At 68.4% G+C, this 26,015-nt stretch carries 25 protein-coding genes; 15 read left to right on the forward strand and 10 right to left on the reverse strand.

The genetic code is table 11. From position 1 onward, the window contains the following. Positions 1 to 5: 5 nt before the first annotated feature. Complete coding sequence (locus BST42_RS20885; RefSeq protein WP_083121231.1) at positions 6 to 869, reverse strand: alpha/beta fold hydrolase; 864 nt, start codon at positions 867 to 869, stop codon at positions 6 to 8. A 284-nt stretch (positions 870 to 1,153) separates the two neighbouring features. Here BST42_RS20885 and fdxA point away from each other — a divergent pair, with 284 nt between their 5' ends. Next, positions 1,154 to 1,477 (forward strand): ferredoxin, encoded by a 324-nt coding sequence (fdxA, locus tag BST42_RS20890; RefSeq protein WP_036343792.1) that lies wholly within the window; start codon positions 1,154 to 1,156, stop codon positions 1,475 to 1,477. A 14-nt stretch (positions 1,478 to 1,491) separates the two neighbouring features. Continuing rightward, a complete protein-coding gene (dapC, locus tag BST42_RS20895) occupies positions 1,492 to 2,598 on the forward strand; it encodes a succinyldiaminopimelate transaminase (protein ID WP_083121232.1) in 1,107 nt (368 codons plus the stop codon). Between the two features lie 38 nt (positions 2,599 to 2,636). On the opposite strand, the gene mspA is transcribed toward dapC, so the two are convergent. Further along, positions 2,637 to 3,275, reverse strand: a complete 639-nt coding sequence (gene mspA / locus BST42_RS20900) for a porin MspA (RefSeq protein ID WP_083121233.1) — start codon at positions 3,273 to 3,275, stop codon at positions 2,637 to 2,639. 184 nt (positions 3,276 to 3,459) lie between these two features. Beyond that, positions 3,460 to 5,022: a PucR family transcriptional regulator gene (locus tag BST42_RS20905; protein WP_083121234.1), complete on the reverse strand. Its 1,563-nt coding sequence runs from the start codon at positions 5,020 to 5,022 to the stop codon at positions 3,460 to 3,462. A gap of 84 nt (positions 5,023 to 5,106) precedes the next feature. Between BST42_RS20905 and pruA the strand changes: the two genes are divergently transcribed. From pruA to BST42_RS20920, 3 genes are read left to right on the forward strand one after another with little or no spacing between them, the layout of a single operon-like run. After that, positions 5,107 to 6,738: an L-glutamate gamma-semialdehyde dehydrogenase gene (gene pruA / locus BST42_RS20910; RefSeq protein ID WP_083121235.1), complete on the forward strand. Its 1,632-nt coding sequence runs from the start codon at positions 5,107 to 5,109 to the stop codon at positions 6,736 to 6,738. Further along, positions 6,738 to 7,694, forward strand: coding sequence for a proline dehydrogenase family protein (locus BST42_RS20915; RefSeq protein ID WP_083121236.1), 957 nt, complete (start codon positions 6,738 to 6,740; stop codon positions 7,692 to 7,694). Before pruA ends, BST42_RS20915 begins: the two co-directional genes overlap by 1 nt. Positions 7,695 to 7,730: 36 nt before the next feature. Further along, positions 7,731 to 8,453: a sulfite exporter TauE/SafE family protein gene (locus BST42_RS20920; RefSeq protein ID WP_237159532.1), complete on the forward strand. Its 723-nt coding sequence runs from the start codon at positions 7,731 to 7,733 to the stop codon at positions 8,451 to 8,453. Here BST42_RS20920 and BST42_RS20925 read toward each other — a convergent pair. The 3 genes from BST42_RS20925 to BST42_RS20935 all read right to left on the reverse strand — a co-directional run bounded on the left by BST42_RS20925 (position 8,428) and on the right by BST42_RS20935 (position 10,897). Beyond that, complete coding sequence (locus BST42_RS20925; protein ID WP_083121237.1) at positions 8,428 to 9,738, reverse strand: acyltransferase family protein; 1,311 nt, start codon at positions 9,736 to 9,738, stop codon at positions 8,428 to 8,430. The two genes, BST42_RS20920 and BST42_RS20925, sit on opposite strands and share 26 nt — an antisense overlap. A 23-nt stretch (positions 9,739 to 9,761) precedes the next feature. Then, complete coding sequence (locus BST42_RS20930; RefSeq protein WP_083121238.1) at positions 9,762 to 10,265, reverse strand: Rv2253 family sensor-like surface protein; 504 nt, start codon at positions 10,263 to 10,265, stop codon at positions 9,762 to 9,764. An 86-nt stretch (positions 10,266 to 10,351) separates the two neighbouring features. Continuing rightward, on the reverse strand, positions 10,352 to 10,897 hold the full coding sequence (locus BST42_RS20935) for an NUDIX domain-containing protein (protein ID WP_083121239.1): 546 nt from the start codon (positions 10,895 to 10,897) through the stop codon (positions 10,352 to 10,354). A gap of 31 nt (positions 10,898 to 10,928) precedes the next feature. Here BST42_RS20935 and BST42_RS20940 point away from each other — a divergent pair, with 31 nt between their 5' ends. Next, complete coding sequence (locus BST42_RS20940) at positions 10,929 to 12,329, forward strand: acyl-CoA synthetase (protein ID WP_083121240.1); 1,401 nt, start codon at positions 10,929 to 10,931, stop codon at positions 12,327 to 12,329. Next, positions 12,326 to 12,673: a VOC family protein gene (locus tag BST42_RS20945; protein ID WP_083121241.1), complete on the forward strand. Its 348-nt coding sequence runs from the start codon at positions 12,326 to 12,328 to the stop codon at positions 12,671 to 12,673. Before BST42_RS20940 ends, BST42_RS20945 begins: the two co-directional genes overlap by 4 nt. 18 nt (positions 12,674 to 12,691) lie before the next feature. On the opposite strand, the gene malQ is transcribed toward BST42_RS20945, so the two are convergent. Both malQ and dapD read right to left on the reverse strand, forming a co-directional pair. Then, positions 12,692 to 14,656, reverse strand: coding sequence for a 4-alpha-glucanotransferase (malQ, locus tag BST42_RS20950; protein WP_110918698.1), 1,965 nt, complete (start codon positions 14,654 to 14,656; stop codon positions 12,692 to 12,694). Positions 14,657 to 14,696: 40 nt separating this feature from the next. After that, entirely contained in the window at positions 14,697 to 15,641 is a 945-nt protein-coding gene (gene dapD / locus BST42_RS20955) for a 2,3,4,5-tetrahydropyridine-2,6-dicarboxylate N-succinyltransferase (protein WP_083121242.1), read from the reverse strand. Positions 15,642 to 15,755: 114 nt separating this feature from the next. On the opposite strand from dapD, the gene dapE reads away from it, so the two are divergent. Then, positions 15,756 to 16,820 (forward strand): succinyl-diaminopimelate desuccinylase, encoded by a 1,065-nt coding sequence (dapE, locus tag BST42_RS20960; RefSeq protein WP_083121243.1) that lies wholly within the window; start codon positions 15,756 to 15,758, stop codon positions 16,818 to 16,820. Here dapE and BST42_RS20965 read toward each other — a convergent pair. Further along, on the reverse strand, positions 16,810 to 18,879 hold the full coding sequence (locus BST42_RS20965; RefSeq protein WP_083121244.1) for an ATP-binding protein: 2,070 nt from the start codon (positions 18,877 to 18,879) through the stop codon (positions 16,810 to 16,812). The two genes, dapE and BST42_RS20965, sit on opposite strands and share 11 nt — an antisense overlap. Before the next feature lie 72 nt (positions 18,880 to 18,951). On the opposite strand from BST42_RS20965, the gene log reads away from it, so the two are divergent. The 7 genes from log (at position 18,952) to BST42_RS21000 (ending at position 24,619) form a co-directional block, all read left to right on the forward strand. Next, positions 18,952 to 19,515, forward strand: a complete 564-nt coding sequence (gene log / locus BST42_RS20970) for a cytokinin riboside 5'-monophosphate phosphoribohydrolase (protein WP_083121245.1) — start codon at positions 18,952 to 18,954, stop codon at positions 19,513 to 19,515. 50 nt (positions 19,516 to 19,565) lie between these two features. Next, positions 19,566 to 21,377: a long-chain-acyl-CoA synthetase FadD6 gene (fadD6, locus tag BST42_RS20975; protein WP_083121246.1), complete on the forward strand. Its 1,812-nt coding sequence runs from the start codon at positions 19,566 to 19,568 to the stop codon at positions 21,375 to 21,377. A gap of 89 nt (positions 21,378 to 21,466) precedes the next feature. Continuing rightward, positions 21,467 to 22,342: a dihydropteroate synthase gene (gene folP / locus BST42_RS20980; RefSeq protein ID WP_083121247.1), complete on the forward strand. Its 876-nt coding sequence runs from the start codon at positions 21,467 to 21,469 to the stop codon at positions 22,340 to 22,342. After that, entirely contained in the window at positions 22,339 to 23,274 is a 936-nt protein-coding gene (locus BST42_RS20985) for a glucosyl-3-phosphoglycerate synthase (RefSeq protein ID WP_083121248.1), read from the forward strand. Before folP ends, BST42_RS20985 begins: the two co-directional genes overlap by 4 nt. An 88-nt stretch (positions 23,275 to 23,362) precedes the next feature. Then, positions 23,363 to 23,713, forward strand: a complete 351-nt coding sequence (locus BST42_RS20990; RefSeq protein ID WP_083121249.1) for a DivIVA domain-containing protein — start codon at positions 23,363 to 23,365, stop codon at positions 23,711 to 23,713. Then, positions 23,710 to 24,288 (forward strand): DNA-3-methyladenine glycosylase I, encoded by a 579-nt coding sequence (locus tag BST42_RS20995; protein ID WP_083121250.1) that lies wholly within the window; start codon positions 23,710 to 23,712, stop codon positions 24,286 to 24,288. The genes BST42_RS20990 and BST42_RS20995 overlap by 4 nt, the downstream gene beginning before the upstream one ends. Before the next feature lie 163 nt (positions 24,289 to 24,451). Beyond that, a complete protein-coding gene (locus BST42_RS21000; RefSeq protein ID WP_005059648.1) occupies positions 24,452 to 24,619 on the forward strand; it encodes a DUF3117 domain-containing protein in 168 nt (55 codons plus the stop codon). A 54-nt stretch (positions 24,620 to 24,673) separates the two neighbouring features. Here BST42_RS21000 and glgA read toward each other — a convergent pair whose 3' ends face one another. After that, positions 24,674 to 25,837, reverse strand: a complete 1,164-nt coding sequence (gene glgA, locus BST42_RS21005) for a glycogen synthase (RefSeq protein WP_083121251.1) — start codon at positions 25,835 to 25,837, stop codon at positions 24,674 to 24,676. Positions 25,838 to 26,015 lie beyond the last annotated feature (178 nt).

The following is a 26,015-nucleotide window of genomic DNA, read 5'->3' on the forward strand; positions in this document are numbered from 1 at the left end:
TCTCATCAGAGGTTGGCGGTGAGGAAAGTGCGGATCAACGGCAGGGTCTCGTCGAGCGCACTTTCCAACAAGAAGTGACCGCCGTCGATCAGATGAATCTCGGCGTTGGGTAGGTCGACCTTGAAGGCCGCCGCACCGTGCGGACCGAACACCGGATCATTGCGGCCCCATACGGCGAGCAGTGGGACACCGGACGCGCGGAAGTAGTCGTGGACGGCGGCGTACAGCGGGGGATTGCTGGCGTAATCGCGGAACAGTGCAAGCTGGATGAGGTCGTTTCCCGGCCGCGACAGTCGTGCGTGGTCGGTGATCCAGGTCGTCGGATCGATCAATGTCTCGTCATCGACTCCGGTCAGATACTGCCAGCGGGTCATCTCCAGCGTGAGCGCCTGACGGACCCCTTCCTCGGTCTGGGTGTTCTGGTGCGCCCAGTAGGCCCACACCACCCTGAAAAAATCGGGTTGAAAGCCTTCCTGGTAGGCATTGCCGTTCTGGGTGATGATCGCCGCGATCGACGCCGGGTCACGCAGTGCGAGCCGCCAGCCGATCGGCGCGCCGTAGTCGTGGACATACATCGCATACCGGTGCACACCCAGGTGGCGCAACAGTCCGGCGGTGAGGTCGGTGAGCGCATCGAAGGTATAGGTGAACTCGTCGGCCGGCGGGGCGTCGGAGAGCCCGAAACCGAGATGGTCCGGTGCGATCAGGTGCCACCGGTCGGCCAGCAGCGGCAGGAGGTTGCGAAACATCGATGAACTGGTGGGAAAGCCGTGCAGCAGGACGAGAATCGGCGCACCGACAGGCCCTGCCTCCCGGTAGAACACCCGATGCCCGTCGATGACCGCGAAACGATGGTGGATGGCGGGCATGGTGCGGATGCTACGAACGCTCAGTTGACGATCACTGGAGCGCGGAGTTCAGTGCCGATCCCACCGACGGTGTCGGCACGGTCTCCGCGGGTATAGCTCGCTAATATACGAAACGTCTAGTATCAGTAACCACTCGCAACACCTGTGCCCACCGGCACTCGGATGGACGACAAGTTAGGGCACACTGAGTCGGCTATCCGGTCACCGGCATCGGATACTAGGCGTTCCCAGCAGCCCCGCAGACGTACAGCCACCCCGAATGAGCAGACCGAGGAGAACCTCAAGTGACGTACACGATCGCCGAGCCCTGCGTCGACATCAAGGACAAGGCATGTATCGAAGAGTGCCCGGTCGACTGCATCTATGAGGGTGCGCGGATGCTGTACATCCACCCCGACGAGTGCGTCGACTGCGGCGCGTGCGAGCCGGTCTGCCCCGTCGAGGCGATCTACTACGAGGACGACGTCCCGGATCAGTGGGCCTCCTACACCCAGATCAATGCCGACTTCTTCGCTGAGCTGGGTTCGCCGGGCGGTGCCTCCAAGGTTGGCCAGACCGACAACGACCCGCAGGTGGTCAAGGACCTGCCGCCGAAGGAAGAGGCCTGACGGCTCACGTCCCGTTGCGCGCGCGGCGTCGTCCGGTATCCGGGGCGCTGCCGGTTTTTCCGTGGGACACCCTCGCCGAGGTGACAGCCACCGCGCGGGCTCACCCGGGCGGCATCGTCGACTTGTCGGTGGGTACACCGGTCGATCCGGTGGCGCCGGTGATCCGGGAGGCATTGGCTGCAGCCAGCGCGGCGCCGGGATACCCGACGACTGCGGGAACGCCGGCGTTGCGGGCCTCCGCGGTGGCCGCGCTGCACCGTCGTTACGGCATCACCGATCTGCCGGAGCACGCCGTCTTGCCGGTGATCGGCACCAAGGAACTCATCGCGTGGCTGCCGACTCTGCTGGGTCTGGGCGCCGACGATCTGGTCGTCGTTCCGGAGCTGGCGTATCCGACCTATGACGTGGCCGCGCGGCTGGCGCACGCCCGGGTGAGCCCGGCCGATTCGGTGACCCAGCTCGGGCCCGAGTCGCCCGCGGTGCTGTTCATCAACTCGCCGAGCAACCCGACCGGCAAGGTTCTGGGCCGCGACCACCTGCGCAAGGTCGTCGAATGGGCCCGCGAACGCGGCACGCTCGTGGTGTCCGACGAGTGCTACCTGGGCCTGGCCTGGGAGGAAGAGCCGACGTCGGTTCTGCATCCGTCGGTCAGCGACGGCGACCACACCGGGCTGCTGGCGGTGCACTCGCTGTCGAAGAGTTCGTCGCTGGCGGGGTATCGGGCCGGGTTCGTCGCCGGCGACCCCGATGTCGTCGCCGAGCTGCTCGCGGTGCGCAAGCATGCCGGGATGATGGTGCCGGGTCCGGTGCAGGCGGCGATGGTGGCCGCGCTCGACGACGACACCCATGAACGAGAACAGCGGCAGCGCTATGCGCGCCGCCGCGATGTCATGCTGGCCGCGATGCGGTCGGCGGGTTTCACCGTCGACCACTCCGAGGCCGGTCTGTATCTATGGGCCACCCGCGGCGAGCCGTGCCGGACGACGCTGGCGTGGCTGGCCGAGCGTGGCATCCTCGTCGCCCCTGGGGAGTTCTACGGAGCCCGTGGTGCACAGCATGTCCGGGTGGCTCTGACCGCGACGGACGAACGTATCGCCGCCGCGGTGGAGCGACTGGCCTGAGCCAGCCGCTCCACCCAAGCGGGGTCAGAAACGCAGCGTCAGTTCATGTTCCAGGGTTCGCCGTAGGTGGTGACGCTGTCGCCGGCCTTGGAGATCAGGCGGGCGAAGGGGCGCAGCAGCACGCCGCCGGCCGCGCCGGTGACGGTGCCGTGGGCGTTGGCCACCGCGACCGAGCCGTTGGGGCCCGAGACGTCGACGGAGAACGTGGCGACTTCCTGGATACCGGGGCCGTTGCCCAGGTCAGCGGAGATCGACACACCCGGGAACAGGTTCGGGGTGATCACCGAACCGAGCGGGTTGAAGCCCGTCGGGGAGATGTTGGCGTCGTCGAGCAGGATGTTGGGGGTGGTGTAGCTGAAGTTGATGCCCACACCCAGCGACCACGGGAAGCCCACCTGGTAGCCCAGCTCCAAGGTGCCCGCGAACTCATCGGCACCCGGGCCGACCACGCTGTAGACAGCCTTGCCGGAGTGGAACCACTCCCGGGTCAGCCGGTTGCGGTCCAAGGGGAACACCCCATTGAGGAAGGTGTCCCACTGCTGAATCGTCATCGTCCGGCCACCGCCGTCGACCAGACTCAGCTCATTGTCCAAACCTGCGTGCGACGTGCCTGTTCCGACGAAGAGTGCCGCGACGGCGGCGATCATCGCCACCAGCACTCGACCCACGTATTTCATGCTGACCCCTTGTGCTCAGTGGTTCGACGGTGATCGGGGGGCCCGGTTCACCGAGGTTTCTGGCGCCGTGACGGGCCTCACAGCCAGTCATGACAAAAGCCTCATCGGCAACAGATGCAACAGTGTTACCAGGTTGGTCAAAAAATTTCTCGATAAGTGCGGCGCGGCTGCTTGACTGCTCTGATCAAGCGGTTGCCCGCAGGCTCAATGACAGTAGTAGCCGGACGTCGGGGTCGCTCAGTGAAGTGGAAAGTGCCTGCTCGAGACGGCGCGCCCGGTAGCGAACCGTGTTCGGGTGGACATGGAGCGCCGCCGCAGCCGCCGCTACGTCGCCGAAGCAGTCCAGGTACACCCGCAGGGTCTCGGCCAGCATCGGGTCGGCCTCCCGCAAGGCGCGCACCCGCGGATCGATCAGCCGCTCGTCGGCGGCCACCAGCGTGACGATCTCGTCGAGCAGCACGGTGGTGCGCGCCTCGGCCAGCGTGGTCACCTTGCCGAACACCGGGTGCCGCTGGGCGCTGTCGAAGACGCGGTCGATCTCGCGGCGGGCGCCGGCGACGGCGGCCAGCCCGGCGATCGGGGCTGCGATCACCGCGTGCAGGTCCAGCCCGAGCTCGGCATGCAGCGTGCTGATCGTGCCGCGGATCCAGGACACCACCGCGGCGGTGCGCCCGGAGTCGGGCAGGACGACGTAGACCCGCGAACCGCCGGCAGCCACCTGCGCGTCGGGGCGAAAAGCGCTGGCGCTCAGTGCCAGAACGTCGGGCAGCCGGGGGTCGGCGCCGGTGCTGGCGAAGCCGATCACCGCGGCGCGGCCGTCGAGGGGGATGCGCAGTTCCCGAGCCGCGCCGGCCAGGTCAACCTCGTCGGGATCGGCGAGCCCGAGCAGTTGTTGCACGGCCAACAGGTGCGCCGACGGCCGTGCCGCCAGTCGAGCCATGATCCGGGCGGCCAAGACCGCCGCGCCGCGTAACACCTCGTCGGCGTCGTCGGCCAGGGGCCGGGTGCCCTGCTGCACCCAGATGGTGCCCTCGAATCCCGGCGGCCCGTCCTGGCGATGGATGCCGATCGCCAGCCGCGGCCGCAGGCCCAACTCGGGCCGCTCGTCGACAGCCACCACCTCGGGGCCGGCGCGCAACTTGTCGAAGATGCCCCACTGGGCGATCCACCCCAGATGTTCCGCCGGCCCGGCCCGGCCCAGGATGGACAGTCGCCGCAACTCGTCGGCCTCGTCGTTGGACGCCGAATAGGCCAGCACGTGCGACTGCGCATCCTCGATGCTGACCATGCCGTGGGTGCGATCCGCGATCGACTGCGCCAGCGCGAACAGATCGGTACCGGAATCGGTGAGCGAGTCGGTGCGACGGTGCTCGAAGACGTGGTTGACCAGACGGTACAGCCGTTCCCAGCGGGCCTTCGGGTCGACGGCGACGACCGCGGTGCCGGCCGCGACCGCCCGGGCGATGACGGTGTCGGACGGCTCCTTGACGAAGATCGCCGCGGGGGAGCCGTGTGCGGCGACCTGCCGGTCCAGCCACCGGACGGCGTCGCTGTCGGAGATGCCGAGAAGGAAGAACACGTCGGCCGAGCCGGCGCTGACCGCCAAGCCCAGCCGCACGTCGTCCGAGTCGATCAGGGCGGCCGAGCGGACCGGCCGGTCCAGCCCCCGAGGTGCCTCGACAAGCCGCACCAACGTCGCATCCAGGGCCAACACCAGCTGGCCCAGGCTGACGCCGGTCTCCCGCATGTTGTCCGATACTACTAGCGGGCTGGCACAACCTTGGCGGATCAGCCAACGGTTCGGGACGCGTCGGGCGTCATCCTGAGGTGCATGGACGCCCGCACCGATGTTCCCGCTCCGGCCAACGAGCCGGTTCACGACTACGCGCCAGGATCTGCTGAACGGGACCGCCTCACCGCGGCTCTGCACGACTTGTCCACCAACCCCGTCGACCTGCCGCACGTGATCGGCGGCGTTCACCGCCTCGGCGACGGCGATCGCATCGACGTGGTCCAACCGCACCGGCACAGCGCCCGGCTGGGCACGCTGACCAACGGCACCGCATCCGATGCCGCCGCGGCGGTCGATGCGGCGATGACCGCCAAACCCGACTGGGCTGCGACCCCGTTCGACGAACGGGCCGCGGTGTTCCTGCGCGCCGCAGACCTGCTGGCCGGCCCGTGGCGGGAGAAGATCGCCGCGGCCACCATGCTGGGCCAGTCCAAGACCGCCTACCAAGCCGAGATCGACGCGCCGTGCGAGTTGGTCGACTTCTGGCGCTTCAACGTCGCCTTCGCCCGGCAGATTCTGGCCCAGCAGCCGATCAGCGGTCCGGGCGTCTGGAACCGGACCGATTACCGCCCCTTGGACGGCTTCGTCTACGCCGTCACCCCGTTCAACTTCACCGCGATCGCCGCCAACCTGCCGACGGCGCCCGCGTTGATGGGCAACACCGTGGTGTGGAAGCCGTCGATCACCCAGACCTTCGCGGCATATCTGACGATGCAGTTGCTCGAAGCCGCCGGCCTGCCGCCCGGGGTGATCAATCTGGTGGCCGGCGACGGGCTTGCGGTGTCGGACATCGTGCTGGCCGACCGGCGGCTGTCCGGTATCCACTTCACCGGATCGACCGCCACTTTCCAGCACCTGTGGCGTGAGGTCGGCACTCGCATCGCCGACTACGACAGCTACCCGCGGCTGGTGGGTGAGACCGGCGGCAAGGACTTCATCGTCGCGCACAGCTCGGCCGATCCGGACGTGTTGCGCACCGCGCTGATTCGCGGGGCGTTCGACTATCAGGGCCAGAAGTGCTCGGCCGCCTCGCGGGCGTTCATCCCGCGCTCGGTGTGGCAGACCATGGGCGACGACTTCCTCGGCGCGACGGAAGCACTGACCTACGGCGATGTCACCGACCTGTCGAACTACGGCGGGGCCGTGATCGACGCTCGCGCGTTCACCAAGAACTCGCGTGCGATCGAGAGGGCCAAGAGTGCGCCCGGTGTCACCGTCGCCGTCGGCGGTGAATGTGACGACAGCGAAGGCTATTTCGTGCGGCCGACCGTTCTGCTGTCCGACGACCCGACGGATGAGGCCTTCGGCTGCGAGTACTTCGGACCGATCCTGGCCGTCCACGTCTATCCCGACGACGAATTCGAAGCCGTTCTCGACGTCGTCGACGGCGGGTCCCGCTATGCGCTCACCGGCGCAGTGATCGCCGACGACCGGGCCGCCGTCGCGACGGCAGCCGAGCGGCTGCGGTTCACCGCGGGCAACTTCTACGTCAACGACAAGCCGACCGGCGCGGTCGTCGGGCAGCAGCCGTTCGGTGGATCGCGGGCCTCGGGCACCAACGACAAGGCGGGCTCACCACTGAACCTGCTGCGCTGGACGTCGGCACGGTCCATCAAGGAGACGTTCGTTCCGCCCACCGACCACACCTATCCGCACATGGGGGTGGACTGATGAGCACCTTCACGCGCGTCGCACGTCCCGCCATCCTGGCCGCCAGCCGCTCGAATCGGTTGCGGCACAGCGCCGAGCGCCTACCGATCGCTCGTGACGTGGTCGGCCGGTTCGTACCGGGTGAGACGACAGACGACGCACTGGCGGCGGTCTGCGCGCTGCGCGACTCGAGACGACTGGTCAGCATCGACTACCTCGGTGAGGACGTCACCGACACCGACGCGGCCGAGGCGACCGTCAAGGCCTACCTCGACCTGCTCGACGCGTTGGGCGCCCGGGCCGAGAATGCCGCGATCGTCCGCCCGCTGGAGGTGTCGCTCAAACTGTCCGCGCTCGGCCAGGCGCTGGCGAAAGACGGCGACAAGATCGCGTTCGAGAACGCGCATACGATCTGCCAGCGGGCCCAGCAGGTCGGCGTCTGGGTCACCGTCGACGCCGAGGACCACACCACCACCGACTCGACATTGTCGATCGTGCGCGAGCTGCGTACCGAATTCGATTGGCTGGGAACCGTTCTGCAGGCCTACCTCAAGCGCAGCGAGGCCGACTGCGCCGAGTTCGCCGCAACCGGGGCCCGGATCCGGCTGTGCAAGGGTGCCTACGACGAGCCGGCCTCGGTGGCCTACCGCGATGCCGCCGACGTCACCGAGTCCTACCTGCGGTGTCTGCGAACGCTGATGGCAGGCAACGGGTATCCGATGGTCGCCTCCCATGATCCCGTCGTCATCGCGGCCGCCGCGGAGATGGCGATCGAATTCGGCCGGGATACCGACCGTTTCGAGTACCAGATGCTCTACGGCATTCGGGACGACGAGCAGCGCCGGCTCGCGGCAGAGGGCAACCAGGTTCGGGTGTACGTGCCGTTCGGCACGCAGTGGTACGGGTACTTCGTGCGCCGACTTGCCGAACGCCCGGCCAACCTGATGTTCTTCTTACGAGCCCTGACGCACCGCTAGAGAGACACCGACCTGAGCGCACTCGACGCCATCACCTTGCTGATCGCCGGTGTGCTCGGTGGGTTGACGGGCAGCATCGCCGGGCTGGCCTCGGTGGCCACCTACCCGGCCCTGCTGGCGATCGGTCTGCCGCCGGTGACAGCGAATGTGACCAACACCGTGGCTTTGGTGTTCAACGGTGTCGGCTCGGCGTGGGGATCTCGGCCCGAACTGGTCGGACAAGGACGCTTCATCACCCGGATGGCGCCGGTGACCATCGCCGGCGGAGCCGCAGGCGCGGTGCTGCTGCTGACCACCCCGGCCGACGCGTTCGAGAAGGTGGTTCCGATCCTGCTCGCCCTGGCCTCGGTGGCGATCGTCGCTCCGCGCGGCACGCCCCACCCCGGCCGCCGGCGCCGGCTCGTCGTGGTGGCCGAGGGCGTCGCGATCTTCGGAATCGCCCTCTACGGTGGCTATTTCGGTGCCGCGGCGGGCGTTCTGTTGCTGGCGTTGCTGCTCAACGCGAGAGCCGACAGCCTCGCCCACGCCAATGCCGCCAAGAACATCCTGCTCGGGCTGGCCAACACGGTTGCTGCGGTGCTGTTCGCGTTCCTGGCACCGGTGCACTGGCTCGCGGTCATCCCGCTTGGCGCCGGCTGCCTGATCGGCTCCCGGCTGGGACCTGTCGTGGTCCGACATGCGCCGGGCACGCCGCTGCGCATCCTCATCGGTGTCGCGGGGCTGGTGCTGGCGGTCAAACTCGGTCTCGACGCCTACTGACCGGCGCCAGCGCGACCAGCAGCACACCAACGGCGAAGGCAATGCTGAGGGCAAGGGGGAAGTGCCCGCCGGGGGCGAATCCCAGGGTCGCGAACACTGAGATGGTCACCGCGATCGTCACCGTGCCGGCGAACAACAACACCTCGCCGAACCGGGGCGGGATGGCCACTCCGACCGTGGGCAGCGGCGCCGAGAACACCCTGCGGCCCCACCACAACAACACCAGCTCGACCGCTGCCACCACGGCCAGGATCGCCACCCACTCCAGCCGGAACCACCACCAGGCCGCCGTGCCGAGGGTCGGTTGCGGCAGCAGCCCGGTGGGATACCCGACGACCGCCACGATCACCACCGGAACCATGTGCCAGAGATACAGCGCCATCACGTTGTCATTCGCGACAGCCAGGACACGCTGCGTCCGAACGGATTTCAGCATCCGGTTCACCGTGGGCGCCACCGCCAGCGCCACCCCGGCCTGCACCCCGCCGAGTCCCAGCAGTGCCAGGTTGGGCGGTCCGGTGTTGTTCACCACAGCGCCGGGCACCCCGATCATGCTGACCGGATAGGGTCCGACCGTGACCGCGAGCGCCAGCACGATCGCCGACAGGACGGCCACCGCGATCGCCGCACGCCGGCACAGTGTCCCGTCGTGCCAGGCGATCCCGAGCTGGTAGAGCACGCCCCAGACCAGTAGATAGTTCAGCCAGCCGACGTAGGGCAGGTGGGCGCCGATGGCCGCCACATCCACCGCCGCGACGGCGAGCGTCATCGCGAACGGCACCCACTTACCCCAGCGCCGGTGCGCGGCCACCGCGACCGGGGTCAGCGCGACCACCAGTACGTAGATGCCCAGGAACCACAGGTGCATCGCCACCGCCCAGGCCCCGAAGTCGAGCTCCGAGCCCGCCACCCCGATCCGGCCGAGGACCGTCACGACCAGCAGCGCGAACACAACGTAGACCGCGGTCGGTCCGATCGGTCGAACGAGCCTGCGCCGCAACCATTCCTGCCGTGATTCCGCTGCGCTTCGATGCGCCCAGGACACCGCGCTGGCGTAGCCGGCCACCACGAAGAACACCGGGACGACCTGGAAGATCCACGTCAACCACTGCGTCCACGGCAGGTCGACCAACGGGTTCTCCCGCCAGAACCCGCCGTCGGAGAAGGTCAGCGCCGCCGCCACCCAATGCCCGATGACGACGAACACCAGGGCGACCACCCGATAGAGGTCAAACGCATGGTTACGCGCCGCCGTCGTGGTCGCCGTGTCGGTCACGTTCTCCATTGTGCGGGCGATGTGGCCCCGGGTCAGGCGGGGACCGCTGAGACGGGCATGACGACGCTGCCCCGGCAGGGTCCCGACGCGATGTCGGTGTGCCACGTGCCGCGCAGAGACCCGTCGGGCTGCGGGGTATAGAACGCCCACGAGGTGGCCGGGCTCCACTGCTTCTGATAGCCGTCGCCGAGGAAACAGTCCCACACCCAGTCGTAGGTGGTGGCCCACTCGGAACCGTTCCAGGTGTAGCGCGTGGGCTGGGGGATCGTCGGGTTACTCGGTGCGGGTCCGTCGACGACGGTGGCCACACAGGCGCCACCCGAGCATGCTGTCGTCAGGGTGAACACCGCGCCGAAGTCGTTCTCCTTCTGGCGAGTCGCCGGGCTGGTGCCCGCCTTCTGCGAGGCGTAGGTCGTCATCTGATAGCGCCCGTTCCAGGCCAGCGGCTGACCGTGCGCCGAGGCGGGGGACAACAGTCCCGCGGCGCAGATCGTCGCGGCGGCCACCAGCGTGGCACCCCAACTGTGGCGGCTCATGACTCCTCGGAACGTCGTTGCGAGTTATCAGCGTAGCCGTCAGAAAACCTCACCTGTCACATCTGCCCCACGCGTGCCGGTCACGATTAGGACTCGAAACGCTCCTTGAGCAGCAGTTGCGCATACGCGGCGAGCGACTGGGCATCGGTGATCTCACCCGTGCGGATCATCTCCTCGAACCGGCTGCGCTCGAACCATTCGAAGTGCATGTCCTGTTCTTCGTGCTCGCGGTCGGGCTCGCCCTCGGCGACGTCGGTGGCCAGGAACACCCAGCCCCGCTGGCTCATGATCCCGGGAGCGACGTCGAGCCGGCCGATCAACATCAGTGAGGCTGCCGTGAGGCCGGTCTCCTCACGTAGTTCGCGGGACGCCAGATCGGCCGGTTCGATGTCGGGTTCTCCAGGGACGGTGCCCATCGGGAACTCCCAGCGACGGGCTCCCATCGGATAGCGGTACTGCTCGACCATCGCCAGACGGTCGCCGTCGACCGCGATGACCACCGCATAGTCCGGGCGGTCGACGACGCCGTGGATGCCGGTTGATCCGTCTGGCCGTTCAACGGTGTCCTCACGCACCGACATCCAGTGGTTGCGGTACACCTCGCGCGATGAGAGCTGGGTGATGGGCTTCACGAGCCCAGTATCTTCGTCTACCGTCGGCGGCGTGCTGCTGGCCTCCCTGAATCCCGCCACCGTCGCCGCCGGAGCCGACATCGGCGACGCCGTGCGGATCGACGGCGCCGTGTTGTCCCGCAGTGATCTCGTCGGGGCCGCCACGTCGGTGGCCGAGCGCATCGGCGGTGCCCGCCAGGTCGCCGTGCTGGCCACCCCCACCGCCACCACCGTGCTCGCCGTCACCGGCTGCCTGATCGCCGGCGTCCCGTTCGTACCGGTACCCGCCGACGTCGGGGTCGCCGAACGTGCGCACATCCTCACCGACTCCGGCGCTCAGGCCTGGCTGGGGGAGTTGCCCGCCGATCTCGGCGGCCTGCCGCACGTTCCGGTGCGGCTGCACGCACGGTCGTGGCATCGCTACGGCGAGCCGGCACCGTCGAGCACCGCGATGGTCATGTACACCTCCGGCACCACCGGCCTGCCCAAAGGCGTGCTGATCAGCAGGCGCGCCATCGCGGCCCAGATCGACGCGCTGGTGCAGGCCTGGCAGTGGACACCCGACGACACCCTCGTGCACGGGTTGCCGCTGTTCCACGTTCACGGCCTGATCCTCGGGCTGCTTGGGTCGCTGCGCGTCGGAAATCGCTTCGTGCACACCGGGAAACCGACCCCGGCCGGTTACGCCGCCGCCGGTGGCAGCCTGTACTTCGGGGTGCCCACCGTGTGGTCGCGGGTGGTCGCCGACACCGGCTCCGCGACCGCGCTGGCGTCGGCCCGACTGCTGGTGTCCGGAAGTGCGCCGCTCCCGGTACCGGTGTTCACCCGGCTGACCGAACTGACCGGCCAGCCGCCCGTCGAGCGGTACGGCAGCACCGAATCGCTGATCACGCTGAGCACCCGCGCCGACGGTGAACGACGGCCCGGCTGGGTTGGCTTGCCGCTCAACGGGGTTGACACCCGACTGGTGCACGAGGACGGTTCAGTGGCGCCGCACGATGGCGAGACCATCGGCAGTCTCCACCTCAAGGCCCCGACGGTGTTCGAGGGCTATCTCAACCGGCCCGATGCCACCGCCGAGGCGTTCGATGCCGACGGGTGGTACCGCACCGGAGACGCCGCCGTCATCGACAAGGGCGGCATGCACCGCATCGTCGGGCGAGAATCGGTGGACCTGATCAAGTCCGGCGGCTTCCGGGTCGGGGCGGGTGAGGTCGAGACGGTGCTGCTCGGTCACCCCGGCGTCGAGGAGGTCGCGGTGGTGGGCCTGCCCGATACCGATCTCGGCCAGCGGATCGTCGCGTTCGTGGTCGGCGATGCCGACCCCGACGATCTGATCACCTTTGTCGCCGAGCAACTTTCGGTGCACAAGCGGCCGCGGGAAGTGCGGTTGGTCGAATCGCTGCCGCGCAACGCGATGGGCAAGGTCGTCAAGAAGGAGTTGATGAAATGACGCTGCGGTTCAGCGAAGTCTGCATCGACGCCCACGACATTCACGCGCTGTCCGCGTGGTGGTCGACGGTGCTGGGCTGGCCCGCCGAGCCGACCGAGGACGGCGATGTGGCGCTGCGCGCACCCGCCGGCGCCGGGCCCGACTGGCTGTTCCTGACCGTGCCTGACGACAAGGTGGTCAAGAACCGCATCCACTTCGACTTCACCCCCGATGATCAGCAGGCCGAGGTCGACCGGGTGCTCGGGCTCGGGGCGCGTCATGTGGACATCGGCCAGGGCGACGAGAGCTGGGTGGTGCTGGCTGACCCCGAGGGCAACGAGTTCTGCATCCTGTCGGCGGAATAGCGCTGTGTAGAAGCGCTTTCAGCGCCGGAACGCGGCGATGATCTCCGCGACCCGCGGATCCGCCCGGAGCTCCTCGAGGGTTTCGGCCAGCGGTAGCCGCCAGTTCGGGTATTCATCGATCGTGCCGGGCAGGTTGGGCTGCCGGACCTCACCGATCACGTCGTAGGGTGAAATCAGCTTCAGCCGGCTCGGCGTCTTCGCCAGGAAGCGGTGCATCGCGACGATGATCGCCGTCTCGTCCGGCTCCGGCTCATCAAGCAGTCCTTCGGAGCGGAGTAGGGTCAGCCATTCGGCACGCTCCTTGTGCGCATTGGCTTCTTCGGCCGGGACGTCGTCGAGCAGGCCCAGCTCGGCGCGGGCGCGGACATGCTCGCCGCGGAGAAACCCTGCGGCGGTGGGCAGGTCGTGGGTGGACAGACTGGCCGCCGCCCGTTCGGGCCACGCCTTGGACTGGAGTAGCGGCTGGTCCGGGTCGGCCTCGTCGCGGGTGAACCACGAGACCGCCGAACCCAGCATCCCGTTGCGGGCCAACGCCTCGGTGACCTCCGGCTCCACGGTGCCCAGGTCTTCACCGACGACGACCGCACCGGCCCGGTGTGCCTCCAGTGCGAGCACCGCGAGCATCACGTCGGCGTCGTAGTGCACGTAGGTGCCGCGGTCGGGGGTGTCGCCGGGTGGGATCCACCACAGCCGCCACAGACCGGCCACATGGTCGATGCGTAAACCGTCCGCGTGAGACAGGATGGCGCGCAACATGTCCCGCAGCGCCGCGTATCCGGTCGCGGCCAGTCGGTCGGGGCGCCACGGTGGCAGTCCCCAGTCCTGGCCGCGAGGGGTGAAGTTGTCCGGCGGCGCGCCGACGCTCACCCCGCCGGCGAGTACGTCGGCGAGTGCCCACGCGTCCGCCCCGTCGGCGTCCACCCCGACGGGCAGGTCGTGCAGCACACCGAGCGCCATGCCCGCAGAACGCCCGGCCGTCCGTATCGCTCTCAACTGCTCGGCACACTGTTGCTGTACCCAGGCGTGAAAGTCGACTCTGGAGGCCAACTCCCGACGGGCAGCCAGGGCGGCGGAGCCCTTCGCATCGCGCAGTTCCGCGGGCCAGCGGCTCCACCGTCCGCCATGGCGCTCGGCGAGCGCGCAGTAGGTCGCCCAGTCGGTCAGCCCGTCGGTGCCCGAGGACCCGTCGAGAGGAGTGGGTCGGCCTGCCGCGCGCCAGAGTGCTTCCAGCGCAGAACGTTTGGCGGCCCACACCAGGTCATGGTCGATTCGCTCGGTGCTTGCCGAGACGCGCAGCGCGTCCACCTCCGCACGGGTCCCGGGGTCTGCCCTCTGATACGCCTCGAGATTTTCGATGCGCAGCGCCAGCGGATTGGAGAACCGCCGGCTCGACGGCGTGTAGGGCGACGGTTGCACCGGATGCGTCGGGCCGGGTGCGTGCAGCGGGTTGAGAAGTACCGCGCCCGCCCCGTGCTCTGCGACCGTCCACTCCAGGAATTCCCGCAGATCGCCGAAATCGCCGATGCCCCAAGACCGCGCCGACCGTAGTGCGTACAGCTGCAGCATCCAGCCCCACGTGTCGGGCGTCTGCGGCACCTGCGCAGGTGCGGCCACCAACGTCACCTGCTGGCCGTCGCGGGTGTGCAATTGGTACCAGCCCGGTGCCAGATCGGCGGGCAGCTCGTCGCTCACCTCGATGCGGCTGCCGTCCTCACCGACGAGCAGTTCGGCTCCGGGCACCGGATGCGGTGTGCCGGTCAGCCGGACGGCGATCGTCGGGGCCAGTCGCCCTGCCCGTCGGCGATCGGCGAGCGCGGCCAGTTCGGCGCGCCGGTCTGCCTCGGTGGCTGCCTCGACGTCGAGCAATCCGAGAACCCGGATCACCACATCGGCGTCGACCTCAACCGGCTCCCGTCGCTCGTTGCGATAGGAGGTTGCCACGCCATGCGCCGCGGCCAGCTGCCGCAAGTCATCTCCGAACACGCTGCTCCTATACCCGAGCAGTCGTCTTTCACACCCGGAGCTAGTTGGCGTGCAACGCCTCGTTCAGCGCGATGCCCTTGCCGTCGCGGCCGACCACCTCGACCGCTCCGGTCACTGAATTGCGCCGGAACAGAAGGTTGTTCGCGCCGGACAGCTCGCGGGCCTTGACCGTCGTCCCGTCCGGGGTGGCGACCTTGGTGCCCGCCGTCACATACAGACCGGCCTCGATGATGCAGTCGTCGCCCAGCGAGATACCCAGACCGGCGTTGGCGCCCAGCAGACAGCGCTTACCCACCGAGATGACCTGCGTGCCACCGCCGGACAGCGTGCCCATGATCGACGCGCCGCCCCCGATGTCGGAGCCGTCGTCGACGACCACACCGGCCGAGATACGGCCTTCGACCATCGATGCGCCGAGGGTGCCCGCGTTGAAGTTCACGAAGCCCTCGTGCATCACGGTGGTGCCCGGCGCCAGGTGCGCACCGAGGCGCACCCGGTCGGCGTCGGCGATCCGCACTCCGCTCGGCAGCACGTAGTCGACCATCCGCGGGAACTTGTCCACGCCGTAGACCGCCACGTGACCGCGGCTGCGCAGCCGCAGCCGGACGTCTTCGAACCCGTCGACCTGGCACGGCCCGAAGTTGGTCCACACCACGTTGGTGAGCACTCCGAAGATGCCGTCGAGGTTGCATCCGTGCGGTTCGATCAGCCGGTGCGAGAGCAGGTGTAGCCGTAGGTAGGCGTCATAGGTGTCGAGCGGCTTGTCGCTCAGGTCCGCGATCACCGTGCGCACCACGATGGTCTCCACCCCGCGGGCCGGATCGGGGCCGGTCGCGACCGCGAGATCGTCGGGCACCTCGGCGACGGAGAGCCGGGTGCTGCCCGACGGGCTGTAGGCGCCCAGTTCAGGGTCCGGGAACCAGGTGTCGAGGACGGTCCCGTCCTCGGTGATGGTGGCCAATCCAACGCCGGCAGCAGATGTCACGATGAATGAGGCTACTTCTGCGACGAGCAGACACAAAGTCGCCCCGACACGCCGCAGATTCGGGGACTTTGTGTCTGCTCGCGGGGGAAAGGTGACCCGCTAGCCTGGGGAGTTGTGGTGGATCTACAGGCTGACCCGATCGCGCTGACGGCCGCGCTCGTCGACATCCCGAGTGTGTCGCGCGACGAGGCCCGCATCGCCGGCGAGGTCGAGTCCGCTCTGCGCGCGCAGACGTCCGGCTACGAGATCATCCGCAACGGCGACGCCGTGCTGGCCCGCACGAACTTCGGCCTGCCGTCTCGGGTGGTGCTGGCCGGTCACCTCGACACCGTTCCGATCGCCGACAATGTGCCGTCGCGGTTCGACGCCGACCACCTGTACGGGTGCGGCACCTCGGACATGAAGTCCGGTGATGCGGTGTTCCTCCATCTGGCCGCCACCATCGCCGAGCCGGTTCACGACATCACCCTGATCTTCTACGACTGCGAAGAGATTGAGGCCTCGGCCAACGGGTTGAACCGGATCCAGCGCGAGCTTCCGGACTGGCTCGAGGCCGACGTCGCGATCTTGGGCGAACCCTCCGGCGGCTACATCGAGGCCGGCTGCCAGGGCACCCTGCGGGTGGTGATCTCGGCGACCGGAACGCGGGCGCACTCGGCGCGATCATGGTTGGGCGACAACGCGATTCACAAACTTGGACCGGTCCTCGACCGGCTTTCGGCCTACGACGCCCGGATGGTCGACATCGACGGCTGCACCTACCGCGAAGGCCTGTCGGCGGTGAAGATCGAGGGCGGCGTGGCGGGCAACGTCATTCCCGACGCCGCCGAGCTGACGGTGAACTTCCGGTTCGCGCCGGACCGTTCGCCGGAGAACGCACTGGCCCACGTGCGGGAGGTGTTCGACGGCCTCGACGTGCACCTGGAACAGACCGATGTCGCCGCAGGCGCGCTCCCCGGGCTGAGTCACCCGGCAGCGGCGGCGCTGGTGGCGGCTGCCGACGGGATGGTGCGTGCCAAGTTCGGCTGGACCGACGTCGCCCGGTTCGCGGCGCTGGGTATCCCGGCCGTGAACTACGGACCCGGCGACCCGAACCTGGCGCACAAGCGCGACGAACGGGTGGCGCTGGCCCAGATCACCGCCGTCACCGAGACGTTGCGGCGCTACCTCACCGGGTGAACGCGCAGTCCACGGTCTCGCCCAGCTTCGAGATCGCACCGGCGGCCTGCGCATCACCGAGGCGGGCGGCCTCGTTCCAGGCCCACACCGCGACCCCCAGCTGACCGCTGCGTTCGGCGCCGCGGGCGGCTTCGCGTGCCGCGTCGATCGCGGCGTGGGTGCCGTCGCCGACGGTGGCCAGCCGCCACGCCCGCGCCACCCCCAGCTCGGGGGCGAACAGCGCGGACTTGGTGCCGTGCCGGGAGTCGGCCCGGCTCAGCGCTTTCGCCGAATCGGTGATCTCACCCTGCTGGGCCAGCGCGGTCGTCAGATACATCAGCGACAGCGGGCCCCACGAGTAGCCGGTGCGCTCCAGCGTCGCCGCGGCGGGGCGGAGCAGTCGCGTCGCACCCGCCGGATCACCTTGGGCCAGAAGCACCTGCGCCAGCAACACCTCCCCGATCGCGCGGCCCGGCTGGGCCAGCTCCGCGAAGTCGGTGAACTCAGCCGCCACCTCCAGCGCGGCGTCGGGCTGCCCGGTCATCAACAGCGTCGTGGTCTGCGCCAGGCCGACGGTGAAGCGCAGCAGGCCGGGATGCTCGGCGTCCAGCGCCCGTTTCACCAGGGTTTCCACCTGATCGAAGCGACCCATCCGCGCCGAGCACAACGCCGCGGCGCTGGCCGCCCACGCCACCGCCATGTCCTCGGCCTCTGGGGCCGCCAGCACGCCTGCCGCGATCTCCAGCGCGCGCGCCACATTGCCTGCGTTCATCGCGAACGTCGCCGACAGTGCGTCCAGGGTCAGCCTGGCCGTCGTCGTGCTGATCCGCTTGCGGGTGTTCTGCAGGAACGCGGTGGCGCGCTCGGGCTCGGACAGCATCCAGAATTGGTTGGCCGCCCGTGGCAATGCCCATGCCATCACCTCGTCCTCCGACAATGCGGCGGCGTCGACCTCGCCCAAAGCCGAATCCGCTTCCCGGCCGCGCCCCTGCCACGCCAGCGCGTAGCTGAGCGCGAGCCGCGCGTCGAAGCGCTCGCAACGCGCCAAGGCCGCCCCGGCGAGACGTTCGCTCAGGGTCAGGTCGCCGAGCCGCAGTGCCTGCTGTGCCGCGGCGACCACGTCGTCGACCGGTTCGGGGGAGTCGCTGTCCAGCGCGAGCACCGCGCGGCCGAGGCGGTCACCGAGGTGGCGGTGGGGCTGGGCCGCGAGTTGGGCCAGGATCTCGGTCCGCAGCCGCCTGGTGTCGGCCGGATCGGCGTCGGCGGCCATCCGCTCGATGTACAGCGGGTGACCGGCATACACAGCCTCACCGAATAGTTCTGCAGCACCGGCTGTTTCGGCCTCGGCGACGGCATCCTCACCGGTGAGTGCGGCCAGGTCGTCGCGTGACAGTGGCTCATGCACGGCCAGGTAACTCAGCACAGTGCGGGCCCCGGCCGGCAGCTCGGCCAGATACGCATCGACCAGGCCGGCCAGTGACGTTGCCGCCGAACGGGTCTGCAGGTGTAACCGCAGTTCCAGCGGATTGCCGCCGGTACGCCGGTACTCGTCGTCCAGCGGTTGCCCCAATTGCGCCAGCACGGCCTGGGTTTCGTCCTGGTCGAGGGGGCCGACGTCGAACGTGGCCAGCAAGCCGTCCTCCCACATGGCGGTCACCGCAGACGGGAACGTCGCCCCGGCACGGGCCGTGACGATCAGCCGTCCCGAACCGCATCTCGCCAACTGGTAGACCAGACTGGCCGACAGTGGGTCGAGCAGCTGAGCGTCGTCGACGATGATCAGCGTGCTATCTGCTTGAGCGAGTAGAGATTCGAGCGCCGCGTGGATCAGCGCGGCCGGCTTGCCCACCTCATGGACCTCGACCAGCGGGCCGAATGCCCCGAACGGCACGGCGGCCTGGGTGGCGGTGGCTTTAACCCGGACCGGCGTGGCTTCCCCGAGTCGCTCGGCGATCGTCGCGGCCAGGGTCGTCTTGCCGACCCCGTCAACGCCCACCAAGGCCAGGCCGCGATGATCGCCGAGCAGCTCGATCGCGCGGTCGCAGGACTGGCGCGGCACGAGCGGCCACCGATTGGGCATAGCCGGACTGTATTTGCCTCCACCGCACCGGCACGGCAATAGCCGCAAATCCGCTGCGTTAGGTTTGCCGGTGTGGAACCCGAGAACCGCGACGGCGAGTGGGCGGTCTGCGTGTACTGCGCGTCCGGCCCGCGTCACCCCGACCTGCTCGACCTCGCCCGACAGGTGGGGGAGGCGATTGCCGACCGCGGCTGGACGCTGGTGTCCGGCGGCGGCAACGTCTCGGCGATGGGTGCGGTGGCCGAGGGTGCCCGGTCCCATGGCGGGCGCACCGTGGGGGTGATTCCCAAGGCGCTGGTGCATCGGGAGTTGGCCGACGTCGAGGCCGACGAGCTGATCGTGACCGACACCATGCGTCAGCGCAAACAAGTCATGGAAGACCGCAGCGACGCCTTCCTGGCCCTACCCGGCGGGATCGGCACGCTCGAGGAACTTTTCGAAACGTGGACCGCGGGGTACCTGGGTATGCATGAAAAGCCGGTGGTGCTCCTCGATCCCACCGGCCACTATGACGGTCTGCGGACCTGGCTGGGCTCGCTCGTCGAGCCCGGCTTCGTCGCGCAGGCAGCCCTGGACCGGTTGGTGGTGGCCGACGCCGTCGAGGTCGCCCTCGACGTCTGCGCACCGCGGTTGTGACCAGGGTTACGCTGACCCGCGGGACGGGCGAGATACGGGAGGTGGCACGAATGGCCAATAGCGACTCCGGTGATTCCGGCGCGGACAAGTCGGGTGCGAAACACTCGGTAGGGCTACTCGACCTGGCCACCCGGTTGCCTGCGGTGGTGATGGACGCGCCGGTGATCGTGCGCGGTGCACTGACCGGTCTGCTGGCTCTGCCGACCACGAAGACCTCCATCGGCAAGGTGTTCCAGGACCGCGCCGCCAAGTACGCCGACAAGGTCTTCATCCGGATGGGTGACGACAAGATCACCTACCGCGAAGCCAACGAGACCGCGAACCGGTTGGCGGCGGTGTTGGCCGACAAGGGAGTTGGCCGCGGCGACGTGGTCGGCATCATGCTGCGCAACTCACCCAATGCCGTCCTGATGATGCTCGCCGCGGTCAAGTGTGGCGCGGTGGCCGGCATGCTGAACTATCACCAGCGCGGAGATGTGTTGTCGCACAGCATCGGTCTGCTGGATGCGAAAGTCGTCATCGCCGAGTCCGACCTGATCGATGCGATCACCGAAAGTGGCGCCGAGGTTGCCGACCTGGTGACGATCGAGGATTTCGAAGAGCAGGCCAAGGGCAAGCCGACCGACAACCCGGCGTCGGCGTCGCAGGTCCAGGCCAAGGACACCGCGTTCTATATCTTCACGTCGGGGACCACCGGGCACCCCAAGGCCAGTGTCATGACCCACCACCGGTGGCTGCGCGCGCTGGCCGCGTTCGGCGGATTGGGGTTGCGGCTCAACAGCAATGACACCCTGTACTGCCCGCTGCCGCTCTACCACAACAACGCCCTCACGGTCGCGGTGTCGTCGGTGATCAACGCGGGCGGCACTCTGGCACTGGGTAAGTCGTTCTCGGCATCGCGGTTCTGGGACGACGTGATCCAGATGGAAGCCACCGCGTTCATCTATATCGGTGAGGTGTGCCGCTATCTGCTGAACCAGCCTGCCAAGGACACCGACCGCGCCCACAAGATCCGCGTCATCGCAGGCAACGGCTTGCGCCCGGAGATCTGGGATGAGTTCACCCGCCGGTTCAACATCGGCCGGGTTGCCGAGTTCTACGCCGCCAGCGAGGGCAACACCGCGTTCATCAACATCTTCAACATCCCCAAGACCACCGGCATCAGCCCGATGCCACTGGCCTACGTCGAGTACGACGCGGAAACCGGCGAGCCGGCTCGCGACGAGAACGGCCGGGTTCGGAAGGTGGCGCCCGGTCAGCCCGGCCTGCTGATCAGCCCGGTCAACAAGCTCTCACCGTTCGACGGCTACACCGACAAGGAAGCCAGCGAGAAGAAGCTGGTGCGCAACGCGTTCAAAGAGGGCGACGTCTGGTTCAACACCGGCGACGTGATGAACCCGCAGGGCATGCGCCACGCGGCGTTCGCCGACCGGCTCGGCGACACCTTCCGGTGGAAGGGCGAGAACGTCGCCACCACCCAGGTCGAGGCCGCGCTGGGCCAGGACAAGAACGTCGAGGAGTCGACGGTGTTCGGCGTCGAGGTGCCCGACACCGGCGGCCGCGCCGGGATGGCGGCGGTCAAGCTGCGTGACGGGGCGGAATTCGACGGCAAGGCGCTGGCCGACACCGTCTACGGCAACCTGCCGGGCTACGCCGTCCCGCTGTTCATCCGGATCGTCGAATCACTCGAGACCACGTCGACGTTCAAGAGCCGCAAAGTGGACCTGCGTAAGCAGGGCTACGGGGCCGACGGCGAGAAGATCGAGGACCCGCTGTACGTGCTGAAGGGCCGCGACGAGGGCTACGTGCCGTTCTACGACGAGTACCCCGAGGAAGTGGCGGCCGGCTCCCGGCCGAAGTAGTTCGGTCGCCCAATCCGACGGTTCGCTGAGGAAGTGCGAGTGGGCGCCTGCATTTCGTCGATTTCGGCGCCACCAGGCACCATGGTGGAGTGAAGTCGACGTTCTGCGGACGGCCGGTGGCCGGTGATCGCGCGCTGATCATGGCGATCGTCAACCGCACGCCCGACTCGTTCTACGACCAGGGCGCCACCTTCTCCGACGACGCCGCCAAGGACGCCGCCCACCGGGTGGTCGCCGAAGGGGCCGACGTGGTCGACGTCGGGGGAGTCAAGGCCGGGCCCGGGATCGTGGTCGACGCCGACGAGGAAATCGCCAGGGTGGTGCCGTTCATCGAATGGCTGCGCGGCGAGTACCCGGATCAGCTGATCAGCGTCGACACCTGGCGATCCTCGGTGGCCAAGCAGGCCTGCGCGGCCGGAGCGGACCTGATCAACGACACCTGGGCCGGTGCCGACCCGGCGCTTCCTGAGGTCGCCGCCGAATTCGGGGTGGGGCTGGTGTGCTCGCACACCGGGGGAGCGACGCCGCGTACCCGGCCGTTCCGGGTCAGCTACGGCACGACCGTGACCGGCGTGGTCGACGACGTCATCGCCGAGGTCACCTCCGCGGCCGAACGCGCCGTAGCTATCGGGGTGGCTCGGGACGCGATCCTCATCGATCCGACCCACGATTTCGGCAAAAATACTCATCACGGTCTTACTTTGTTGCACCACGTAAAAGATCTTGTTAACACCGGATGGCCCGTCCTGATGGCACTGAGCAACAAAGATTTCGTCGGGGAGACTTTGGGTGTGGAGCTCACTCAACGACTCGAGGGCACGCTGGCAGCGACCGCTCTGGCCGCCGCCGACGGAGCCCGGATGTTCCGGGTGCATGAGGTGGGACCCACTCGGCGCGTGCTGGAAATGGTCGCGTCGATCCGTGGGGAGCGTCCGCCGGCGCGGACGGTGAGGGGCCTGGCATGACCGAACTCGCCAACGACACACTTCCCGGCGACACCTGGCTGTCTGACCACAGCTGGAGCCGGCCGACCTGGACCATCGCTGAACTGGTGGCCGCCAAACGCGGCCGCACCATCTCCGTCGTCCTGCCTGCGCTCAACGAGGAGGAGACCGTCGGATCGGTGGTGGACACCATCCGTCCGCTGCTTGGCGGCCTGGTCGACGAACTGATCGTGCTGGATTCCGGCTCCACCGACGACACCGAGATCGAAGCCATCGCCGCCGGCGCCCGGGTGGTCACCCGCGAACAGGCGGTGCCCGAGGTCGAACCGCAGCCCGGCAAGGGTGAAGTGTTGTGGCGCTCGCTGGCCGCCACCACCGGCGACATCATCGTCTTCGTCGACTCCGACCTGATCGATCCCGACCCGATGTTCGTGCCGCGGCTGGTCGGTCCGCTGCTCACCGGCGACGGCATCCACCTGGTCAAGGGCTTCTACCGGCGACCGCTGAAGGTCGGCAAGGGCGAGGACGCCAACGGCGGTGGCCGGGTCACCGAGCTGGTCGCCCGACCGCTGCTGGCCGCGCTGCGCCCCGAACTGGGGTGCGTACTGCAGCCGTTGGGCGGCGAGTACGCCGGCACCCGTGAGCTGCTGACCTCGGTGCCGTTCGCGCCGGGTTACGGCGTGGAGATCGGTCTGCTGGTCGACACCTACGACCGACTCGGCCTGCAGGCGATCGCGCAGGTGAACCTCGGCGTGCGCAGTCACCGCAACCGGCCGCTGATCGAGCTGGGCGCGATGAGTCGTCAGGTGATCGCCACCCTGCTGTCCCGGTGCGGCATCACCGACTCGGGCATCGGGCTGACGCAGTTCCTGCCCGACGGCCACGACGGCTACCTGCCGCAGACGACCAAGGTCTCGTTGGCCGACCGGCCGCCGATGAACACCCTGCGCTGAGCGCGTCTCTCGCCGACACGACATTTCGCAGCAGAAATGCGAGTGCAACCGTGCAGAACGTCGATCTCGGCGCAAGTAATCTCGTGACGTGACATTGATCCTGCTGTACCTGGTGGTGCTGATCCTGATCGGCATCGTCCTGTTCGGGGTGGCCAGCCTGGTCTTCGGGCGGGGCGAGCAGCTGCCGCCGCTGCCGCGGGCCACCACAGCCACCGTGCTGCCTGCCTCCGGGGTCACCGGCGCAGACGTCGAGGCCGTCAAGTTCACTCAGGTGCTGCGCGGCTACAAGACCAGTGAGGTGGACTGGGTGCTGGACCGCCTCGGTGCCGAACTGGACCAGCTGCGCGGCGAGCTCTCCGCGGTGCGCGCGGCCGCCGGGCTCGACGAGCCGGTACACACCCACCACGCCGCGCCCGGCGCCGACGAAGAACAGCCGTGACGGAACCGGCCGAGGACGACGGCCGCATCCGCTGCGGCTGGGCACAGATGCAGTCGCAGCTCTACCGCGACTACCACGACGACGAGTGGGGCCGGGTACTGCGCGGCCAGGTGGCGCTGTTCGAGCGGATGAGCCTCGAAGCGTTCCAGAGCGGTCTGTCGTGGCTGATCATCCTGCGTAAGCGGGACAACTTCCGGCGCGCGTTCGACAACTTCGACATCGAGACGGTGGCCACCTACACCGACCGTGACGTCGCCCGGCTGATGGCCGACGAGGGCATCGTGCGCAACCGCGCCAAGATCGAGGCCACCATCGCCAACGCCAGGGCCGTCGCCGAACTCGACGTCGACCTGTCCGACCTGCTGTGGTCCTACGCCCCGCCGCCGCGCCCGCGGCCCAAGACGATGGCCGACGTGCCGGCGATCACGCCGGAGTCCCAGGCGATGGCCAAGGACCTCAAGAAGCGCGGTTTCCGCTTCGTCGGCCCCACCACCGCCTACGCGCTGATGCAGGCCACCGGGATGGTCGACGATCACCTGGCGTCGTGCTGGGTTCCTCGCCCGACCGCTGCGTGACGTCGCAAATCGGACCCCTTAATCGGCCCTTTCACACCAATGCCCGCCGATAAGGAACAATAGAATCGAAAACAAGCAGTTCAGTGCCGACGCACCAGCCAAGTGCCCGGCGCTGGACCGGGTCCGTGAGCACGGGCCGGCTCGAATCTGGAGGGAGCACTCGATGGCGGCGATGAAGCCCCGGACTGGTGACGGTCCGCTGGAAGCAACCAAGGAGGGGCGCGGCATCGTGATGCGAGTACCGCTGGAAGGCGGCGGACGACTGGTTGTCGAGCTGACACCCGACGAGGCGGCCGCCCTTGGCGACGAACTCAAAAACGTCACCAGCTAACAGATCCACCCTCGAAACCCCGCGACCCGCGGGGTTTCTCCTCTGCCGGTGGCCCTACGCCGACACCTTGCGGTAAATCTCGAGCGTCTGCTCGGCGATGTGTGCCCACGAGAACTCGTCGATGCAGCGCTGCCGGCCGGCCGCACCGAAGCGGCGCGCCTTCTCCAAATCGCCCACCAGCGCATTGACGGCCTCGGCGAGACCGGTCTCGAAGCCCACCGGGTCGCTCGACTCGTAGTGCACCAGAGTGCCGGTCACCCCGTCGTCGACCACCTCGGGTATGCCACCCACATCGGACGCCACCACGGCCGTTCCGCAGGCCATCGCCTCCAAATTCACGATCCCTAGTGGCTCGTACACCGATGGGCACACGAAAGCTGTTGCTGCCGAGAGTATTTCGCGGATTTTTCCGATCGGCAGAAACTCCTGCACCCAGAACACGCCGCTGCGGCGCCCGGCCAGCTCCTGCACGGCCGCGCTCACCTCGGCGGCGATCTCCGGGGTGTCCGGCGCACCGGCGCACAGCACCACCTGGATCTCCGGATCGAAGCGGTGCGCCGCGGCGATCAGGTGCGGGACACCCTTCTGCCGGGTGATCCGGCCGACAAAAGCCACCATGGGTCGCGACGGGTCGACGCCGAGTTCGGCGAGCACCGACTCACCCCGCTCGGGCGGTGCCGGGTACCAGACATCGGTGTCGATTCCGTTCTTCACCACATGAACCCGGTTGGGGTCCAACGCCGGATACACCGACAGAACGTCGTCGCGCATGCCGGAACTGACTGCGATCACCCCGTCCGCCGCTTCGACCGCGGTGCGCTCCACCCACAGCGACACCCGGTAGCCGCCGCCGAGCTGCTCGGCCTTCCACGGCCGCAACGGTTCGAGGGAGTGCGCGGTGAGCACGTGGGGGACGTCGTAGAGCAGCGACGCGAGGTGACCGGCCACCCCGGTGTACCAGGTGTGCGAATGCACCACCGTCGCCTCGGCGGCCGCATTGGCCATCACCAGATCCGCGGACAGCGTCGACAGCGCCGGGTTGGCCCCCTTGAGCGCCGGGTCGGGCTGATGGACGAAGGCGCCCGGGCGCGGGGCGCCCATACAGTGCACGTCCACCTCACACAGCCGCCGCAACTGTGCGACGAGTTCCGTCACGTGTACGCCCGCCCCGCCGTAAACCTCGGGTGGATACTCCCGAGTCATCATCGCCACCCGCATAGGCCCGACCGTAGTGGCCCGCGCTGCGCGGCGCATCCCCCATCCCGTCGCTTCGCTCGCCCCGACCTTGTCGGTCAACGTGCTTGCGCGCGACCCCAAGTCGCTTCGGCCGCGACACGACGACCTGCAATAGAGCCGTTGGTCTAGCCGTCGGTTGCGTGTGCCGATAGGTTTGCAG

Origin of the sequence: Mycolicibacterium rhodesiae (assembly GCF_002086695.1) — a bacterium.
GTDB classification, from domain to species: domain Bacteria; phylum Actinomycetota; class Actinomycetes; order Mycobacteriales; family Mycobacteriaceae; genus Mycobacterium; species Mycobacterium rhodesiae.